At 43.5% G+C, this 17,506-nt stretch carries 19 protein-coding genes; 8 read left to right on the top strand and 11 right to left on the bottom strand.

Annotation, left to right across the window (positions count from 1 at the left end):
- Positions 1–6: 6 nt before the first annotated feature.
- Entirely contained in the window at positions 7–189 is a 183-nt protein-coding gene (gene torE, locus AC3CID_RS05550; protein WP_004734591.1) for a trimethylamine N-oxide reductase system protein TorE, read from the bottom strand.
- Positions 190–626: 437 nt separating this feature from the next.
- On the opposite strand from torE, the gene AC3CID_RS05545 reads away from it, so the two are divergent.
- On the top strand, positions 627–1,421 hold the full coding sequence (locus tag AC3CID_RS05545) for an ABC transporter permease (protein ID WP_237299476.1): 795 nt from the start codon (positions 627–629) through the stop codon (positions 1,419–1,421).
- A 340-nt stretch (positions 1,422–1,761) separates the two neighbouring features.
- On the opposite strand, the gene focA is transcribed toward AC3CID_RS05545, so the two are convergent.
- The gene (gene focA, locus AC3CID_RS05540; RefSeq protein ID WP_488524479.1) at positions 1,762–2,604 is read right to left on the bottom strand and encodes a formate transporter FocA; all 843 of its coding nucleotides are present in this window, start codon (positions 2,602–2,604) and stop codon (positions 1,762–1,764) included.
- Between the two features lie 363 nt (positions 2,605–2,967).
- Complete coding sequence (locus AC3CID_RS05535) at positions 2,968–4,275, bottom strand: ATPase (protein ID WP_488527054.1); 1,308 nt, start codon at positions 4,273–4,275, stop codon at positions 2,968–2,970.
- A 257-nt stretch (positions 4,276–4,532) separates the two neighbouring features.
- On the opposite strand from AC3CID_RS05535, the gene AC3CID_RS05530 reads away from it, so the two are divergent.
- The 3 genes from AC3CID_RS05530 (at position 4,533) to AC3CID_RS05520 (ending at position 6,402) form a co-directional block, all read left to right on the top strand.
- Positions 4,533–4,763 carry a TIGR02647 family protein gene (locus AC3CID_RS05530; protein WP_004734587.1) on the top strand — a complete coding sequence of 77 codons (231 nt, stop codon included), beginning with the start codon at positions 4,533–4,535 and terminating at the stop codon, positions 4,761–4,763.
- A gap of 114 nt (positions 4,764–4,877) precedes the next feature.
- Positions 4,878–5,732, top strand: a complete 855-nt coding sequence (locus tag AC3CID_RS05525) for an NAD(P)H-binding protein (protein WP_171307778.1) — start codon at positions 4,878–4,880, stop codon at positions 5,730–5,732.
- Positions 5,725–6,402 carry a YdcF family protein gene (locus tag AC3CID_RS05520; RefSeq protein ID WP_171327522.1) on the top strand — a complete coding sequence of 226 codons (678 nt, stop codon included), beginning with the start codon at positions 5,725–5,727 and terminating at the stop codon, positions 6,400–6,402. Before AC3CID_RS05525 ends, AC3CID_RS05520 begins: the two co-directional genes overlap by 8 nt.
- Positions 6,403–6,531: 129 nt before the next feature.
- Here the strand turns inward: AC3CID_RS05520 and AC3CID_RS05515 are convergent, their stop codons facing one another.
- Positions 6,532–7,110: a thymidine kinase gene (locus tag AC3CID_RS05515; RefSeq protein WP_004734584.1), complete on the bottom strand. Its 579-nt coding sequence runs from the start codon at positions 7,108–7,110 to the stop codon at positions 6,532–6,534.
- Between the two features lie 97 nt (positions 7,111–7,207).
- Positions 7,208–8,593, bottom strand: a complete 1,386-nt coding sequence (gene cysS, locus AC3CID_RS05510) for a cysteine--tRNA ligase (RefSeq protein WP_004734583.1) — start codon at positions 8,591–8,593, stop codon at positions 7,208–7,210.
- Positions 8,594–8,946: 353 nt separating this feature from the next.
- Here cysS and AC3CID_RS05505 point away from each other — a divergent pair, with 353 nt between their 5' ends.
- The 4 genes from AC3CID_RS05505 (at position 8,947) to AC3CID_RS05490 (ending at position 12,232) form a co-directional block, all read left to right on the top strand.
- On the top strand, positions 8,947–9,441 hold the full coding sequence (locus AC3CID_RS05505) for a peptidylprolyl isomerase (protein ID WP_004734582.1): 495 nt from the start codon (positions 8,947–8,949) through the stop codon (positions 9,439–9,441).
- 84 nt (positions 9,442–9,525) lie between these two features.
- Positions 9,526–10,260 (top strand): UDP-2,3-diacylglucosamine diphosphatase, encoded by a 735-nt coding sequence (gene lpxH, locus AC3CID_RS05500; protein ID WP_017078987.1) that lies wholly within the window; start codon positions 9,526–9,528, stop codon positions 10,258–10,260.
- A 123-nt stretch (positions 10,261–10,383) separates the two neighbouring features.
- Positions 10,384–11,601, top strand: a complete 1,218-nt coding sequence (locus AC3CID_RS05495; RefSeq protein ID WP_017093549.1) for an EAL and HDOD domain-containing protein — start codon at positions 10,384–10,386, stop codon at positions 11,599–11,601.
- Between the two features lie 118 nt (positions 11,602–11,719).
- A complete protein-coding gene (locus AC3CID_RS05490; protein WP_488527053.1) occupies positions 11,720–12,232 on the top strand; it encodes a YchJ family protein in 513 nt (170 codons plus the stop codon).
- 184 nt (positions 12,233–12,416) lie between these two features.
- Here the strand turns inward: AC3CID_RS05490 and hisIE are convergent, their stop codons facing one another.
- The 6 genes from hisIE to hisC all read right to left on the bottom strand — a co-directional run bounded on the left by hisIE (position 12,417) and on the right by hisC (position 17,499).
- Positions 12,417–13,067, bottom strand: a complete 651-nt coding sequence (gene hisIE / locus AC3CID_RS05485) for a bifunctional phosphoribosyl-AMP cyclohydrolase/phosphoribosyl-ATP diphosphatase HisIE (protein WP_004734578.1) — start codon at positions 13,065–13,067, stop codon at positions 12,417–12,419.
- A complete protein-coding gene (gene hisF / locus AC3CID_RS05480) occupies positions 13,064–13,837 on the bottom strand; it encodes an imidazole glycerol phosphate synthase subunit HisF (RefSeq protein ID WP_004734577.1) in 774 nt (257 codons plus the stop codon). Before hisF ends, hisIE begins: the two co-directional genes overlap by 4 nt.
- Entirely contained in the window at positions 13,819–14,556 is a 738-nt protein-coding gene (gene hisA / locus AC3CID_RS05475; protein ID WP_012604374.1) for a 1-(5-phosphoribosyl)-5-[(5-phosphoribosylamino)methylideneamino]imidazole-4-carboxamide isomerase, read from the bottom strand. The genes hisF and hisA overlap by 19 nt, the downstream gene beginning before the upstream one ends.
- Before the next feature lie 43 nt (positions 14,557–14,599).
- On the bottom strand, positions 14,600–15,214 hold the full coding sequence (gene hisH, locus AC3CID_RS05470; RefSeq protein WP_004734575.1) for an imidazole glycerol phosphate synthase subunit HisH: 615 nt from the start codon (positions 15,212–15,214) through the stop codon (positions 14,600–14,602).
- Positions 15,215–15,238: 24 nt separating this feature from the next.
- A complete protein-coding gene (gene hisB, locus AC3CID_RS05465) occupies positions 15,239–16,327 on the bottom strand; it encodes a bifunctional histidinol-phosphatase/imidazoleglycerol-phosphate dehydratase HisB (RefSeq protein ID WP_004734574.1) in 1,089 nt (362 codons plus the stop codon).
- A gap of 131 nt (positions 16,328–16,458) precedes the next feature.
- A complete protein-coding gene (gene hisC, locus AC3CID_RS05460) occupies positions 16,459–17,499 on the bottom strand; it encodes a histidinol-phosphate transaminase (protein ID WP_017086080.1) in 1,041 nt (346 codons plus the stop codon).
- Between the last annotated feature and the right edge of the window lie 7 nt (positions 17,500–17,506).

The raw sequence follows: 17,506 nt of genomic DNA, 5'->3' as shown, positions 1-17,506 counted from the left end.
AGGGCATTACATGCCGCCGTGTGCACCTGGAGGACCTAATACAAACACTTGCAGTGCCCAAACTAGAAAGCCGTAGCCTCCTACAAAAGCCACACTTAATATTGGAAAGAGAACCACTGCGATGAAGAGGAATGACTTCCACTCCAACGAGCGTTTTTCGCCAGTTTCAATTTTATTAACATCACTCATACATTTTGCCTATTTTGTATTTAGTAATTTCGAGTAGCTCATTCTAAGGAGCTAAAGTTCTTGAGTATCTAACAACAAATTTTAGACCATACACAAAGTAGGGTTCAATCAAATCTCCTGTTATATCCCTTGCTAATCAATACTTTTTTGAGGTCATCCAAACTTGTTTTTAGTTAAACAAAGTTATTAAAAAGTATTAACAAATGTGAAGAATTAAGTATATTTCACAAATGTTAAAAACCAACATTTGCGCAACCACATTGTAACCAATTTTAACGTTTTACCTACTAAGTAGTAGCCAAAAAACCCTCAAATAACCATTATTTTGTACTTTGAATGTTAAATGATTGATCGTTTTTAGAATCGATGATTTTGCAGTCGAAATGCATCATTTGGCACTTTCAGATATGATAGAAGCCTTATTAAAAGGAAGCATTATGCAAGACGTTATTGATATATCTTGGTGGCAATTATTGTTTTTCAGTTCACTTCTCTTGCTGCCAATTGTAATCAACCACAAGCTAAAACTTGGCCTTGGAAAAGAGGCTTCTATCAGCATCATTCGCATGACTGTTCAGCTGTTTCTGGTTGGCCTCTACCTAGAATACCTGTTCACTTTGAATAGCTTGTGGGTCAATTTACTGTGGTTATTTACGATGATTATCGTTGGGGCAAGCTCGATTGTTGAAAAGTCCAAGTTACCCCGAAACCTCTTGTTAGTGCCTGTCGCTGTGAGCCTAGCGGTAACCTGTGTACCCATTGTCTTGTTCATCTGCTTATTTATCATTAAACCAACACCGGTTTTTAACGCTCAGTACCTTATCCCGATCGCAGGGATGTTATTGGGTAATAGCTTAAGCAGTAATATAGTGGCATTGCAGAACCTGTTTGGTGCTTTTGAAACACAGAAATCAGAATATGAAGCAGCAATCGCGTTAGGCGCGTCTCCTACTTATGCTGCAGCGCCTTTTGTACGTAATGCTATACAGAAAGCGATGTCTCCTATTATGGCCTCAATGGCAACCACAGGCTTGGTAACGCTACCAGGAATGATGACAGGACAAATCTTAGGGGGAGCTTCACCAATGATCGCAATTAAGTATCAACTGATGATCATGTTGGCTATTTTCGTGATGATGAGTAGTTCATTGGCGCTCGCACTTCACCTTTCTTTAAAGACTTCTTTGACCAAAGAAGGGCGAGTTCTCGCTCAAATACAGCCTTCAAAATAACCTCCCGACTCCTCTTAGATCTGGTTACTCACTGAATTTGATACAGGTTATCCACAGAAATTGTGGATAACCAAATCAATATAGATCCTTTTTTGTCCATTTCGGCTCGAGCAAAGATCATCGCCATTGATCCTTGGGTGATTTCAAAGACATATACACACGAGCAGAACTGCGTTGTTAAGCGTTCAGATGATAATTTAAGAAATCAACGAGTAAGTTTTCCACAAATAAAAAACGGCCTGCAATGCAGGCCGTCTTGTAAATGTCATAAGTCAGTTCAATGTTTTCACTGAGTTTTAACTAATCTTGTCACGCAAGCTTTGTTGATCCGCCATCTTTATCAATCGCGTAAATAAATCAACCAATACCACATGCCAACAAAGATACCGCCGCCAATGATGTTACCGATAGTAACAGGCAGCAAGTTGTTCATCAGAAAGTCCATCATGTTTAGGTCAACATAGTCTGCCGGATTAGCCCCTGTCATTGTCCAGAATTCAGCTGGAGCAAATGTTTTTATACCGATAGCTAAAGGAACTTGGAACATATTCGCAATACAGTGCTCAAAGCCCGATGATACAAACATCGCGACAGGTAAAATCAGTACTGCAATTTTGTCAGTCAATGTTCGTCCACTAAACGTCATCCATACCGCAATACAAACCAATACGTTACACATGATGCCAAGCGCGACCGCTTGGATAAAACCATGGTGCATTTTGTGCTGAGAGATGGCCATCGCATTCAAACCCACTTGCCCATGGTCGAACATGTACTGTTTAGTCAGAAGCATGCATGCCACTAGCAATAAAGCACCAATAAGGTTACCGATATAAACGGTCGCCCAGTTCTTTACTAGGGTTCCCCAGCTAATCTTGCCACTTGCGCGAGCAACAAGAGTGAGCACCGAACTGGTAAACAGTTCGCCGCCAGTAACAACAACGAGGATTAAGCCCAAGCTAAACGCAAGGCCACCTAGGACGCGAGTAATACCCCAAGGTAAATCACCAGCGCCAGTGGTTACAATTGTGTAGAACACAAACGCAATACCGATATGTATGCCAGCTGAAATCGCTAGGAGAAAAGATTTGGTTGGATCTTTGGTTGCTTTACCTACGCCAATATCTGCAGCGCGCTCAGCCATTTGTGGCGGTAATAATGAGTCAAATTGGTTCAGATTCATGATGATTTACATTTTGAAACATGTTGTCGGGAGCGAGATAATCCTCTCTTTCATTTCTGAATTCAAGAGCTATTTGAGACTCAAAATACCTCCCACAACCTTGTGGAAAGGAAATAGCCCAAGTTATTCAAAATTCATACAACTTTAGTAGTAAAAAGAAAACTATGCTGAATGAAAGGTTATCAACTTAAAAAATGGCACACTTATAAATATCAATAAGTTAAGAAAGAAAACAAAGGAATAACGTACACTATAATGACTCACAGATCGCTGTTGCCTCTAAATTTTGATATAGATCAACAGAACGTAAAAAAGCGCCCTTAGGCGCTTTTAACTGAATCACAAATAAAGAAATTAGTGATGCTAAACCGAAGGTTCAATCACTTCTTCTGATGATTGTTCTAGAGCAGACCCCTCTAGATTCGATCCAGTACTCAAAGGGATTACATCAGAATCACTTTCATTGGCAACTTTACCACCTAGATTTCTCAAACTGTCCACTAGCTCTTCTAAACTCTTAATATGCGCATCACTCTTGGTAATCTGCTCATCTAGAAGATTGCTATGCTTAGTCGCCTCAGACAATTGTTGAGCCTGCTTCTGATTATCACTCTCTAGCTTAGCGAGTTGTTCAGTCAAAGTTTCAATTTCTAACTTTAATGACGCTGTCATATCTAAGCTTTTTAACGCTTTCACACTCGATACAATTTTCTGAGATTGCTGACGCAACCCAACATCTCGGTAATCTTCATCATTAACGACTTGTGAAATGCTCAGCAACTGATTCTCTGCATTCAAAACCGACTGTTCGAATTTGTCGCCCTTTACACTCGCGAGCACTTTGACTTCATGAGCGACACTGCGCACGTGGTTCAACTCAAACTCCGCAGCGTGGACCGCATCTTCAATGATCGACTTTTCACGGGGACTGGCTTTGACTTGGCTTTCTGCCAAAGCAATTTGAGATGCTGCTTTAGCAAAAGTCAGTGGAGCAACGTCATCAAAATCTTCATCTTCCAAGAACTCTAACTCGTCCTTCAATGGTTCGATGTATTTCTTATGTGCCACTTTAACTTCCAATAAGCGAGCATTATTAAGAAACTCCACCTGTGCTTCTTGAGCGTCTTCAAGCTCATCGACCAGCACATACTCAAACAACTCGCTGTATTCTGAATACAAGCGTTTGTAGCTCGAGGTAAACATGGTATCTGCGCCAAGGAACTTGAGGTAATCCATTTGCACAATCGAATCCGCTAGTACTCGGTCAGCCTTCTTCTTTAGCACTAATATCGAGTCATAGTTTGATTTGATCAACGCAATTTTTTCATCAAAAGCTTCAGCGTAAGTCAGGCTCGAAAAAATTGAATAACTCTTGGTGAGCCGAGTTTCGTCTTTCAGTAAATCCGCATAAATGCTTTCAGCGTCGTCCCAAGCGTCTAATAGTTCATTGTAATTCTCTGGAGCATAGAGAGACAACTGAGCGTGGTCTGCGAGCTTAGCCTCCCATTCGGAGTAAACGCTTTGGACAGACTGAAATGAACGGACCTCGATTGTAGATTGGTTATTGTTGTTTGTGGTTTGGTTCGCGTCTGTCTGCTCTGAAGGTGTACTCTGACACCCTGCGATAGCAAATAGCATACTGATCATTAATGCTACTTTGTTCGCTCTCACTTATGCATATCCTTTTTATACAATATTCGCTCAATGCAAATTATTTCTAGTCACAATATATTACAACCGCTTAGCAATAAACATCACTGATGATTTAAGTGGATGCAAATCACCCAATATAACCAAAATAAACTCATCACTCGATGATTAATCAATCAATTTGGTATCACTTATCAATTCTCTTTATTTGCTATTGCCTGAGCCGTGAATGCGCACTAAGGTGAAGGTAGAGAACGTTATGAATATATAGGTTAATTATGAAGTACAACGCTGAAAACATTGCTGATTTAAACCTCCTTCTTCAATTTGATGTAAGTAGTGCCGCTACTGGAATTAAAGTTCATCAAGAGGCAGCTCAAGAAACTCAAGACGCTGTTAAGCGCCTATTCGAAAAGAACCTTTGTACTCAGCCAGACGGCGGTTACCTAACAGATGAAGGTATACAGATGGCAGAGCGCGCAGACAAACTACTTCGCGTACTAAACTAAATCTCCATTGTTCCAGTAAAAACTCCACTCGCCTCGGCCGTGGAGTTTTTTCATTTTTGGGCAAAGGTTTGTTAGGCTTATTGTAAATTCGTCATTTGCAGTTGTGAGGAACACATGGCTTCTATATTTATTGTTGGTGCAGGATGGGTCGGTGCACCTTTATCTAAACATCTAGAAAAACATGGTAACCAAGTGGTGGTCACAAAAACGACCCGAGCGGGTGCAGACACCATTGGTAACAAACGTATCCCATGTGAAGTTTTCAGCTTTGACTCATCGGAGCCTGAGCATACTATCGGCCAACTCTATTCACTGTTACTCGAAAATAATGCAGAGATCGTCATTGGTAGCTTCCCTCCCGGCTTTAGAAAAGGTGCGGGACAAGAATATGCTGAATACTGGCAACAGCTAACTAATGCTTGTCAGAAAGCCAATGTCAAAAAGCTGATCATGGTTAGCTCGACTACGGTCTACCCGACCAAGCCAGGGATCTTATACGAGCAAGATGCCTCATTAGCGATTTCTACGTCGAGTGATGAACAAGCCAACTCATTTTCGGACAATGCACGCGTGATGCTACAAGCAGAACAGTGCATCATTGATTCCGGTATCGACTACACCATCCTTCGCTTCAGTGGGTTAATCGGCCCTAGCCGCCACCCATCTAGGTTTGCAAGTAAATTGAAACAGGTCAGCACTCAAGCTCCTGCCAACATGCTTCATCTTGACGACGCGATTGGCGCGGTCAACTTCGCTATCAACCAACTGCATAACGAAGTGGTTAATGTTACGACCCCGAACACGGTGAGTAAGGCGGAATTTTATGCCGCTGCACTGAAAAGCGCCAACAGCAGTGAGCCGCTGCCCCTCGTGGTCGATACACCAGACAAGCTGATCTCTTCGAAAAAGATTCTCGACTTGGGTTACTCGTTTAAATTTGAATCCACGCTGGACGCTCTTTATGACTAATCAATCCATAGCTAAGCAATCTGTAACAAATAACTCAAGGACTAAGCTACATCGTTCGATCGACATCCTTTGGAACTTCATGTCTATGGGCCACAAGGTTACGCCTTCAGATTGCATCTTTGTGCTGTGCAGTAATGATACTCGTGTCGCTGAATACGCTGCCGAGCTATATCATCAAAAGATTGCTCCATACATCGTTTTTTCTGGTGGTGTAGGACGTTTTACAGAAGGAAGCTTTGAGCGTTCAGAAGCGGAGACTTTCGCTTCTATCGCACGAGATTGTGGTGTGCCAGGTTCTGCAATTATCATAGAGAAACACGCAACAAACACTGGGGAAAATGTACGATTCACCCACGAGCTGCTGACTGAGCAAGGGTTGTCACCGAAAAAACTAACCTTAGTACAGAAGCCCTTTATGGAGAAACGTACCTACGCCACGTTTAGTAAACAATGGCCTGAAGAGAGTGTAGAAATTACCGTGACTTCGCAATGGCAAAATTGGGATGATTACTTTAATGAAGAGTTGCCGTTAGACATGGTTTTGGGCGCATTGATTGCTGATTATGAACGAATCAAATTCTACCCAGCCCAAGGCTTTCAAATTGAGATGCCAATCCCCGATGACGTTGATCATGCCTATCAAGCCTTGAAGCAGCTTGGCTTCGAATAAATCAAAAGCTCCACTTCGAATAAAGCAAAGGCGCGACTTGGAATAAAGCAAAAACACAGGCTCAATAAACAAAAACGGTGACACTTGGTCACCGTTTTTCGTTTTAGCAAGCTGAACTCTGAGATCGGCTTATTTACCTAACGCTTCTTTGTAGTGCAAACGGCAAGCAGAAACATACTGATCATTACCGCCAATAGCCACTTGGTCACCTTCAGCAATCGCCACACCGTGCTCGTCGGTACGGATTACCATATTAGCTTTACGGCCGCAGTGACAAATGGTTTTAAGCTCAACCAGTTTATCTGCCCAAGATAATAAGTAACGGCTACCTTCAAACAGTTCACCCAAGAAATCAGTACGTAAACCGTAGCAAAGTACAGGGATATGCAGTTTATCGACCACTTCTGTTAACTGGTACACCTGCTCTTTCGACAAGAACTGACACTCATCAATCAAAACGCAATGACGCTTTTCTTCTTCATTGAGTTTTTGGATTGCGTCAAACATATTGGTGTCATTTTTAAAAAGTTGAGCTTCAGATTGCAAACCAATTCGAGAGCTAACTTTACCGATACCATAACGATCATCCAATGCAGCCGTGAAGATCACTGGCGTCATGCCACGCTCTTGGTAGTTGAATGAAGACTGAAGAAGCGTTGTTGATTTACCCGCATTCATTGCCGAGTAATAAAAATACATCTGAGCCACAGAAATATTCCTGTTAATTAAAAGTTGAAGATAAAAAGGTGAAATTAGAGAATTTTTGCTAGAAAAAAGGGCTGAAAATCAGCCCTTTTTATAATACTTACTTACGACGCCAAGTCGTACCTTCTGGACCATCTTCCAGAACAATACCCAACTCGTTTAGCTTGTCACGTGCAAGGTCGGCATTCGCCCAATCTTTCGAAGCACGAGAGTCGTTACGCAGTTTGATCAACGCTTCGATTTCAGCCACTTCGTCATCGTTGCCTGCCGCATCGCCTTGCAAGAAAGCCTCTGGATCTTGATGAAGAATACCGATGATGTCTGCTAGTTCACGCATCAATGCACCTAGTGCACTTGCCTTTTCGACACTTTCAGTTTTGATGCGGTTGATTTCACGAGCCATTTCAAACAGTACTGAATAAGCTTCTGGAGTGTTGAAATCATCGTTCATCGCTGTAGAGAAACGAGTCACGTACTCTTCACCACCAGCTGGAGCTGCTGTAACGTCTAGGCCACGAAGTGATGTGTAGAGACGCTCAAGTGATGCACGAGCTTGGTTTAGGTTATCTTCGCTGTAGTTCAGTTGGCTGCGGTAGTGACCAGACATTAGGAAGTAACGTACTGTTTCTGCATCGTAATGCTGAAGCACGTCACGGATAGTGAAGAAGTTACCCAGTGACTTAGACATTTTTTCTCTGTCTACCATCACCATGCCACTGTGCATCCAAGTATTCACATACTGTGTGCCGTGTGCGCAGCAAGATTGTGCGATTTCGTTCTCGTGATGCGGGAACTGTAGATCTGAACCGCCACCGTGGATATCGAAGTGATTGCCAAGAATAGAAGAGTTCATCGCTGAACACTCAATGTGCCAACCCGGACGACCTGGACCCCATGGTGATTCCCACGTAGGTTCACCGGGCTTAGACATCTTCCAAAGAACGAAATCTAACGGGCTACGTTTTGCAGAATCGACATCAACACGAGCACCCGCTTGAAGCTGATCAAGGTCTTGCTTTGAAAGCTTACCGTATTCGTCAAATTTCTTAACTTCGAACATCACGTCGCCGTTGCTTGCAACATAAGCAAAACCACGTTCAATTAACTTTTCAACAAGCTCAACGATTTCAGTAATGAATTCAGTCGCACGAGGCTCAACATCAGGGCGCTTCATGTTCAATGCATCGAAGTCCGCGTGCATTTCCCCAATCAGGCGCTCAGTCAGAGAATCACAAGACTCACCGTTTTCATTGGCGCGCTTGATGATTTTATCATCGATATCAGTGATGTTACGAACGAAGTTCAAATCGTAACCAAGGTAACGAAGGTAACGAGTTACTACATCGAAAGAAACAAACGTGCGGCCATGACCAATGTGACAGAGATCGTATATGGTTACCCCACAGACATACATGCCGACTTTGCCAGCTGTAATTGGTTTGAATTCCTCTTTCTGTCTTGTGAGCGTGTTATATATCTTCAGCATGATCTCTATCTATTTTATGGATTAATCAAAAATAAGTTCGCAGTATAACAAGTCATACCTTAATAGGTAATCCCCCAAAGCAGGAATTATACCAATCACAGTAAGTAGATGGTCATAAATAGCGCAGAAAAAATGCTTGAGAACAAGGAAGAAATTGTCGATAAGTAGTTATTCTACATTCAAAATTTCTAACGACGTTATCAAGTGTTTTAACAAGCTAGGATGGCCAGTTATTTACTACGATTGGTATTACCTCAAACATCCGAGTTAAGTTAATGATTTGGTGATTTGAAAGTCTGCCAACATGCGCTAGAATTCGAACTTCATATTAAAAAGACAGTAAGGTAACAATCATGATCATCCTTCACACAAATTTTGGTGACATCAAAGTTCAACTTAACGAAGAAAAAGCACCAGAAACAAGCGCAAACTTCCTACAGTATTGCCGTGACGGTTTTTACGACAACACGCTATTCCACCGTGTTATCGATGGTTTCATGGTTCAAGGCGGCGGCATGACTTCTGGCCTTAAAGAAAAAACAACTCGTGCAACTATCAAGAACGAAGCAAATAACGGCCTAGCGAACAAAGTTGGTACGCTAGCAATGGCTCGTACTATGGAACCGCATTCAGCGAGCTCTCAGTTCTTCATCAACGTTAACGACAACTCTTTCCTAAACTTCCGTAGCGAAAGCCTAGACGGTTGGGGCTACTGTGTATTCGCAGAAGTTGTTGAAGGCATGGATATCGTAAACAAGATCAAAGGTGTTAGCACTGGTTCTATGGGTATGCACCAAGATGTACCTCTAGAAGAAGTGATCATCACTGGTACTACAATCGAAGCTTAATTCATCGCTTTCGATTAGTATTAATAATTGATGAGCCGATAAAATCAGGATATAGGGAGCGAATCGCTCCCTTTTTTTAGACCTATGAAAACATATTTTATATCAGACCTGCACCTTACTCCGTCACGACAAGACATCACTGACTGCTTCTTAACCTTTATGAAGAAAGAAGCCGTAGAAGCGGATGCACTTTACGTGTTAGGCGACCTTTTCGAGTTCTGGATTGGTGACGACGATAAGAGTGAGTTCGCGACTTCTATCCGCCAAGCGTTTATCGACTTAGTGAAAACGGGCGTACCTTGCTACTTCACACAAGGTAACCGCGACTTTTTAGTTGGTAAGAAATTTGCCAAGCAAACGGGCGTGCAACTTCTAGATGAAGTATCAACGATCGATATCTACGGACAAAAAGCGGTGGTGTTGCATGGTGATACCCTGTGTACCGAAGATGTAAAATATCTCGCCTTCCGTGAAAAAGTGCATCAACCATGGCTGCAATGGGTCTTCAACAGAATTCCATTTTTCATCAAGAAGAAAATTGTCTCGAAGGTTCAATCTGACATCAAAGATGACAAGCAGACCAAATCTCTCGACATCATGGATGTGACACAACAAGAAGTGGAAGATGTGATGGAACGAAACAGCGTCGATCTTATGATCCACGGCCATACTCATCGTCCTGACATCCACACCTTTAACGTCAATGATTGCACTAAAACTCGTATCGTATTGGGTGATTGGTATACGCAAGGTTCAGTGCTGGTGTTCACTCCGCAAAGTTTTGAACTACAGAATCGAGAGTTTAGCAACCGCTTTTAACATCACTCTTAAACTTTCACTTTGATTATTATTATCGGTCAGACTTTCATAGAAAGTGTATGGTAATTTCTACTGAATTAGCTATTATCTCTCTACCAGAAATAAACCGAACACAGTACCAAGTTGAAATATTCATACGTAGCGCGTCAACCAATACTCGATACAGACAAGAAAACCATAGGTTACGAGTTGCTATTCAGGGATGGTCCTAAGAACACTTTCCCTGAAGTAGAGCCGGAGCTCGCTACTAGCCGTTTGCTTTCCGATCACTTTTTATCAACTCACTATAATACGTTGGGTGATAAATTGGGGTTCGTGAACTTCCCTTATGCAAGCCTAATCAACTTAGTCCCGACTCTGTTCCCCAAAGAAAGCCTCGTTGTTGAGGTTCTTGAAGACTGCGAACCAACAGACGAACTACTTGAAGCAATAAAAGCTATCTATGACGCGGGTTACACCATCGCGTTAGACGACTTTGTCCCAAGCAAAGCATGGAAGCGCTTTTTACCGTACGTTTCAATTATCAAGTTTGATATCCGTTTGATCTCAATCGCGAAAGCTTCGATGTTCATGAACTCTCTCAAAGGGTTGGATATTAAGTTCCTCGCAGAAAAGGTCGAGACTTACGATGAATATCAAGAAGCAAATCGAGCAGGCTTCACCTACTTCCAAGGTTATTTCTTCAGCAAGCCGGAAATGATTCAAACTCGTGCTCTCAACCCTGCGTTTTTGACGATTGTTCAGCTGTTAAAAGAGATTGCGCACGACCCTATCGACTTTGGCGAAGTAGAACGTTTAATTACGCTAGATGTCACGTTGTCTTACAAGTTACTTGCCTACGTGAACTCCGCAGGCGGCTCAGCAACGACCATTCGTTCATTCCGCCAAGCACTTATTTTTCTTGGCGAGCAAAAGCTGCGTAAGTTCGTTTCACTGGTAGCGATTGCCTCAGCGAAAGAAGATAAGCCGGATTCACTCTATGGTTTAGCCGTGTTACGAGCACGTGAGTGTGAACTCTTAGTAGAAAAAATGAATGTGAAAGTAGAACCCGGACAAGCCTTTTTGACCGGTATGTTCTCTCTACTTGATTCACTCTTTGACCAACCGTTACAGCAAGTCTTGGACTCAGTACCAATCGATGAAGAGATCAAGCAAGCTCTGATTCAACGAAAAGGTGTGCTGGGTGCAATTTTGGCGATGGTTATCGCTTATGAACAAGCTCGCTGGGACGAAGCAACGCGCATTCGTAAACTTCTCAAGCTAAGTGAAGCGGAACTTGGTCAAGCTTATGATGAAGCGACTACTTGGGCTCAAGAGCTGTTATCACCTTCGTTGAAATAATTCACTTCACATTGCTGCTTCAATAGAAACTAAGCTTTGGTGAGCGATCGTTTCTTGGTAAACTCCAACGCATTCATATATGGCCTCTTAATAGAGGCCATTTTTACAGGATCTGACTATGCCTTTATGTCCATGCGGTAGCAAAAATACTTACCAACAATGTTGCGAATCAGCACACCTTAACCACAGTGCAGTTGAAACACCCGAGCAATTAATGCGCTCACGTTATTCTGCACATGTACTTGGTTTAGTTGATTATGTGGTTGCTACTTACCACCCGACTTGTAATGCAGAAGCGCAGAGAGAAGGTATTGCTGAATCCATAGATAGTGATTGGGCGGGTTTAGAAGTCATCGGTACAGCCACAGGTTCACATGAGAACGAAGGCTTTGTTGAGTTTAAAGCTTACTTCAACGATGAGGCTGAGCAGTTCTGTATGCAAGAACGTTCGCGCTTTGTTCGTGAAGACGGTCTTTGGTATTACATTGATGGCACCTTCCCTGAGCAAGAAGAACGATCAGCGCCAGAGATTGACCCGCGTCTAAACCAAACCATTGAGAGCTTCAAAATTGGCCGTAACGACCCATGCATTTGTGGCAGTGGTAAGAAATATAAAAAGTGCTGTGGGTAACTCGTACATCTAGGAAGTCAGATTAAGAGAAGAGATTCCTGATGTCGCTTGGGCTCCTCGGAATGACAACGCCTAAAGGTGAAGAGATGTACTCAAGAATTGAATGCTAAAAAAGCCCCGTAAACATGTTTGTTTACGGGGCTTTTATTTGTCTTTTACGTGGTTTTATTAATCTAAAGAGGGCTTACTTATGGCGCTCTTTTAGTTTATTTACCACGTCGTTCATCGATAAGCCTTGGTCTTGAAGAAGAACCATCAAGTGGTAAATCAAATCCGCAGATTCACACACTAACTCCGCCTTATCGCCCGACGTCGCCGCAAGCGCGACTTCAACGCCTTCTTCGCCCACTTTTTGCGAAATACGCTTGGTGCCACGGGCATATAGACTGGCAGTATAAGAAGACTCAGGGTCTGCGTCCTTGCGGGCAGCCAGTAGCTGCTCAAGCTGATGAAGCCACACCATCTGTGTTTCTTCTTGCTTGTCGCCATCCCAACACGTTGTTGTACCTGTGTGGCACGTTGGGCCAATGGGATTAACCTTAACCAGCAAGGTGTCGTTGTCACAATCCAATGACATGTTTTGCAGTTGCAATACGTTACCCGACGTTTCACCTTTGGTCCAAAGGCGCTCTTTAGTGCGAGAGAAAAACGTCACTTGGCCAGTTTCGCCTGTTTTCTCGAGCGCTGCTGGGTTCATGTATCCCATCATCAGCACTTGGCTAGATTGGTAATCTTGAACAATAGCCGGCACTAAGCCATCTACTTTTTCCCAATCAATACGCTCTGACAATGCGCCTACTTCTGTTTTTGATAAGCTTACGGGTTCAAAACTCATAGTCGCACCTCTACATCTTGTTGTTTCAAATACTGTTTAAGTTCACCAATATTGATGACTTGCTTGTGGAATACCGAAGCCGCAAGTGCTCCGTCCACGTTGGTTTTTTTATAGGCTTCAGCAAAGTGCTCCATCGCACCAGCGCCACCTGATGCAATCAGGGGTACATTACACACTGAACGTACCATGTTTAACTGGTCGATATCATAGCCGTTGCGAACGCCATCTTGGTTCATCATGTTCAACACAATCTCACCTGCGCCACGCTTCTGTACTTCCTGCACCCAATCTTTGGTTTCCCACTTGGTTGCTTTGGTACGCGCTTCATCGCCTGTGAATTGGTAAACCTGATATTTACCCGTCTCTTTATCGAAGTATGAATCGATACCGACAACGATACACTGCACGCCAAATTTATCAGCTAGGTCAGTGATCAGCTGTGGGTTAGCCAATGCAGGCGAGTTGATTGATACTTTATCTGCACCAAACTCAAGAATGCGTGCTGCATCTTCCGCGGACTTAATACCACCAGCCACACAGAAAGGAATATCAATCACTTCTGCTACGCGTTTCACCCAGCTTTTATCGACCACACGGCCATCACTTGATGCGGTGATATCGTAAAATACTAATTCATCAGCGCCCTCTTCTGCGTAGCGTTGTGCTAGCGGAACAATGTCACCAATAATTTCGTGGTTGCGGAATTGAACGCCCTTAACCACTTGCCCATCACGGACATCCAAACAGGGGATTATTCGCTTTGCCAACATGCAAATGCCTCCTCTGCTGTGAACTTGCCATCAAGCAGTGCGCGACCAACAATCACACCAGCAACACCGCTGCCTTTAAGCGCTTCAATATCAGCTAAGCTGCCAATGCCGCCCGATGATTGGAATTGTACTTGTGGGTACTGCTTACAAAGATCAACGTAAAGCTCTACGTTTGATCCTTCTAGCGTGCCATCACGTGAAATATCGGTACACAGAACGTGTTTAAGGCCAACCGTGAGGTAGTCTTCAATCAGCGCTTCAATCGTCACACCTGAATCTTCTTGCCAACCTGAAATCGCGACTTTACGTGTGCCGCTTTCGTCAATATTGATGTCCAGAGCCAGCACGATTTTTTCAGCGCCGTATTTCTCCATCCAACCTTTAACCAACTCAGGTTGCTTAACTGCCGTAGAACCAACCACAACGCGCTGTGCGCCAGCTTCTAGCAGATCAACGACATCTTGTTCATTACGAACGCCACCACCAATTTGGATATTGGCAGGCGTACTAGCAAGTAGCTTGGCGATGAGGTCAAGTTGACGAGCGGTTGTGTCTTTTGCACCCGTTAAGTCAACAAGGTGAAGCCAACCTGCGCCAGCTTGGTGATACAGATTGAACTGCTCTGCTGGATCGACTTTGTATTCTGTTACTTGCCCGTAGTCCCCTTGAAATAAGCGAACAACTTGGCCTTCAATTAAATCTAACGCGGGAATAATCATTTACATTCCTTATCTGGCAACGGTAGCCGCTGCCTAATCCTTATTACAATTCCAAGAAGTTCTGAATCAGCTTAGAGCCAGCTTTCGAAGATCGCTCTGGGTGGAATTGAACACCATAATAATTGCCACTTTGCACTGCCGCAGTGAACGGATTTCCGTAATCACATTGTGCAATTGTGTAGTCACCCACTGGCATTGCGAAGCTGTGTACAAAGTAGAAGTACTCGCCCTCTTCAATGTCTTTGAATAAAGGGTGGTTAGGTGTCGCGGTAACTGTGTTCCAACCCATGTGTGGTAATGGCAAATCACCCGTTTCAAGTAAACGAACTTCACCATCACACAATCCTAAGCATTCAACTAACTCGTCAGCTTTTTGGCCTTTCTCTTGAGACAGTTTGCCTAACAGCTGCATACCTAAACAGATACCCAGCAGAGGCTTCTCTACTTGCTTCACAAGACTAACAAGGTCACGCTCTTGCAGGTTCTTCATTGCCTCACTTGCTGTACCTACACCGGGTAGGAACAGCTTGTCCGCAGCTAGAACAACTTTTGGTTCTTTCGAAATTTCAACTGCGTAGCCCAGACGTTCAATCGCAAACTTCACTGAGGAAACGTTGGCACAACCAGTATCAATAATAACAACTTTTTGATCTTTCATTGTTTTTCCTTGCTAACGTTAACCTTACAGAACGCCTTTGCTGCTTGGTAATTCATTACCTTCAACTTTGATTGCTTGGCGAAGAGTACGACCAAACGCTTTAAACAGGCTCTCAATAATGTGGTGATCATTATTACCAGCTGAAGAAAGATGCAATGTACAAGCCAGTGTATCGGTTAAAGAACGGAAGAAGTGAACCACCATCTCCGTAGAAAGGTCACCCACTTGCTCGCGGCTAAACTTAGCATCAAATTTTAGGTACGGACGACCAGATAGGTCTAGAGCACACTGAGCTAAGCACTCATCCATAGGCAGGCTGAAACCGAAACGGCCGATACCACGTTTATCACCTAATGCATCTTTAAGTGCTTGGCCTAAAGCGAGAGCGGTGTCTTCGATTGTGTGGTGATCATCAATGTGTAGGTCGCCCTTCACAGTCAGGTTCATTTGGAAACCGCCGTGTGTCGCGATTTGATCAAGCATGTGATCGAAGAAACCCATGCCAGTATCGATCTTGTTACCACCGGTTTCATCAAGGTTTACGGCTACCTTAATGTCAGTTTCTTTCGTTGTACGAACCACTTCAGCAACACGAGCATTAACCGTTAAATCTTTAACGATCTGTGGCCAGTTGAGTGTGCCTTCCGTTTCTGCATCCGGGCCGTATTGGATACCACGAATTGCCATGTTCTCAGCAAGTTGAAGATCCGTCATTCGATCGCCAATCACAACAGAGTGTTGGAAGTCGACTTTGCCGCCTTGTAGGTATTCTTTAACCATACCCAGTTTAGGCTTACGGCAAGAGCAGTTGTCTTCGTCAAAGTGAGGGCAAATAAGCACATCGTCAAACTTAACGCCTTGAGACTCAAAGAACTCCATCATCATATTGTGTGGAGCATCGAACTCTTCTTGTGGGTAGCTATCTGTGCCTAGACCATCTTGGTTAGTCACCATCACTAAACGGTAACCCGCATCTTGCAATGCCAGTAGGCTAGGGATCACTAGCGGTTCGAATTTTAGTTTGTCTAAACGGTCTACTTGAAAGTCGACTGGCGGCTCAACAATTAAGGTGCCATCACGGTCTATAAAAAGTATTTTCTGTTGTTTACTCACTTGAACTTCCTTTTAATTTTAAATCTGCTGGCCTAGCTAAAATCAAACGCTAACCCAAAATATTGGTTTCATTTGCCAGTCTGTTTTTAATCAACTCAGACTGACAAATGTTATTAATGGTAAGCCTTTCGTTACTGAAAAAAGTTACGAATGAATCCAAGTGTCTTTTCGCACTCTTCGCGGTTACCAATACTAATACGAACACAGTCTTCAATTGGCGAATTACGCAAGATGATGCCCGTGTCCCATGCCGCTTTAAACAACTCATCGCCGTTCGGGAATTTGACCAGCAGATAGTTACCCCAACCATCAAATACCGTCACTTGAGGCATACCCAACAAACCAGCTTGCAAATACGCTCGGTTAGCACTTAAATCCAGAACTTGGAACTTCGCTCGCGCAAGCCCTTGTTCAGAAAGCGCTTGAACGGCAATGTCAGCAACTGGAATTGGAACCGGGTAAGGCGCAATCACTTTCAACAGTACATCGATAAGCGCTTTGTTCGCCAGCGTAAAGCCACAACGTAAACCCGCCAGAGCAAAAGCTTTCGACAAGGTACGCAGAATCGCAAGGTTCGGGTATTGCTCAAGCAAGTCAACAGTTGACGCTTCTGGACAGAAATCGATATACGCTTCATCCATCACCACAATCGCTTTGTCTTGCGTCATTTCAAGCAGTTTGATGATGTCTTTGCGATCAACTAAGTTACCCGTTGGGTTGTTTGGGCTACAAACAAACACTACTTTCACGTTGTCTAGTTGAGCTTCAATAGCAGGAAGATCCAATTGCCATTCAGCCGTTAAAGGCACAACCTTGCGCTCAACACCAATCGTCTCGGCACTGATAGCATACATACCGTAAGTCGGAGGGCAGTACAGAATCGAATCTTCGTTCGGCTCGCAGAAAGCTCGAATCAAAAGTTCGATACCTTCGTCAGCGCCACGAGTGGTCAGCGTTTGCTCTGATTTCACGCCTGCATATTGAGCGTAAGCATCGATCAGCTCTTTAGGCTGGCACTCGCTGTAGCGATTAAGACGAGACAAGTTTAGGTTGTACTCGTTATCAAACGGAGACTCGTTAGCGTTTAACCACACATCTCCGCTGCCACCAATGCGTCTTGCAGACAAGTAAGGTGTCAGAGCCTGAACTTGTTTTCTTGCTAACTTTTCCATGCCCTAC

The organism is Vibrio sp. QJM3NY_21, assembly GCF_057785975.1.
Note: the sequence above shows the minus strand (reverse complement) of the source record. Positions and strands in the feature narration are given on the sequence as shown.

Excerpts from the sequence above, each read along its gene's own strand:
- torE (WP_004734591.1), bottom strand. The coding sequence starts at position 189 with ATGAGTGATGTTAATAAAATTGAAACTGGCGAAAAACGCTCGTTGGAG.
- AC3CID_RS05520 (WP_171327522.1), top strand. The coding sequence starts at position 5,725 with ATGACTAATCAATCCATAGCTAAGCAATCTGTAACAAATAACTCAAGG.
- hisIE (WP_004734578.1), bottom strand. The coding sequence starts at position 13,067 with ATGAGTTTTGAACCCGTAAGCTTATCAAAAACAGAAGTAGGCGCATTG.
- hisA (WP_012604374.1), bottom strand. The coding sequence starts at position 14,556 with ATGATTATTCCCGCGTTAGATTTAATTGAAGGCCAAGTTGTTCGCTTA.
- hisH (WP_004734575.1), bottom strand. The coding sequence starts at position 15,214 with ATGAAAGATCAAAAAGTTGTTATTATTGATACTGGTTGTGCCAACGTT.
- cysS (WP_004734583.1), bottom strand. The coding sequence starts at position 8,593 with ATGCTGAAGATATATAACACGCTCACAAGACAGAAAGAGGAATTCAAA.
- AC3CID_RS05525 (WP_171307778.1), top strand. The coding sequence starts at position 4,878 with ATGGCTTCTATATTTATTGTTGGTGCAGGATGGGTCGGTGCACCTTTA.
- focA (WP_488524479.1), bottom strand. The coding sequence starts at position 2,604 with ATGAATCTGAACCAATTTGACTCATTATTACCGCCACAAATGGCTGAG.
- AC3CID_RS05545 (WP_237299476.1), top strand. The coding sequence starts at position 627 with ATGCAAGACGTTATTGATATATCTTGGTGGCAATTATTGTTTTTCAGT.
- hisC (WP_017086080.1), bottom strand. The coding sequence starts at position 17,499 with ATGGAAAAGTTAGCAAGAAAACAAGTTCAGGCTCTGACACCTTACTTG.
- AC3CID_RS05490 (WP_488527053.1), top strand. The coding sequence starts at position 11,720 with ATGCCTTTATGTCCATGCGGTAGCAAAAATACTTACCAACAATGTTGC.
- AC3CID_RS05505 (WP_004734582.1), top strand. The coding sequence starts at position 8,947 with ATGATCATCCTTCACACAAATTTTGGTGACATCAAAGTTCAACTTAAC.
- hisF (WP_004734577.1), bottom strand. The coding sequence starts at position 13,837 with ATGTTGGCAAAGCGAATAATCCCCTGTTTGGATGTCCGTGATGGGCAA.
- lpxH (WP_017078987.1), top strand. The coding sequence starts at position 9,526 with ATGAAAACATATTTTATATCAGACCTGCACCTTACTCCGTCACGACAA.
- AC3CID_RS05530 (WP_004734587.1), top strand. The coding sequence starts at position 4,533 with ATGAAGTACAACGCTGAAAACATTGCTGATTTAAACCTCCTTCTTCAA.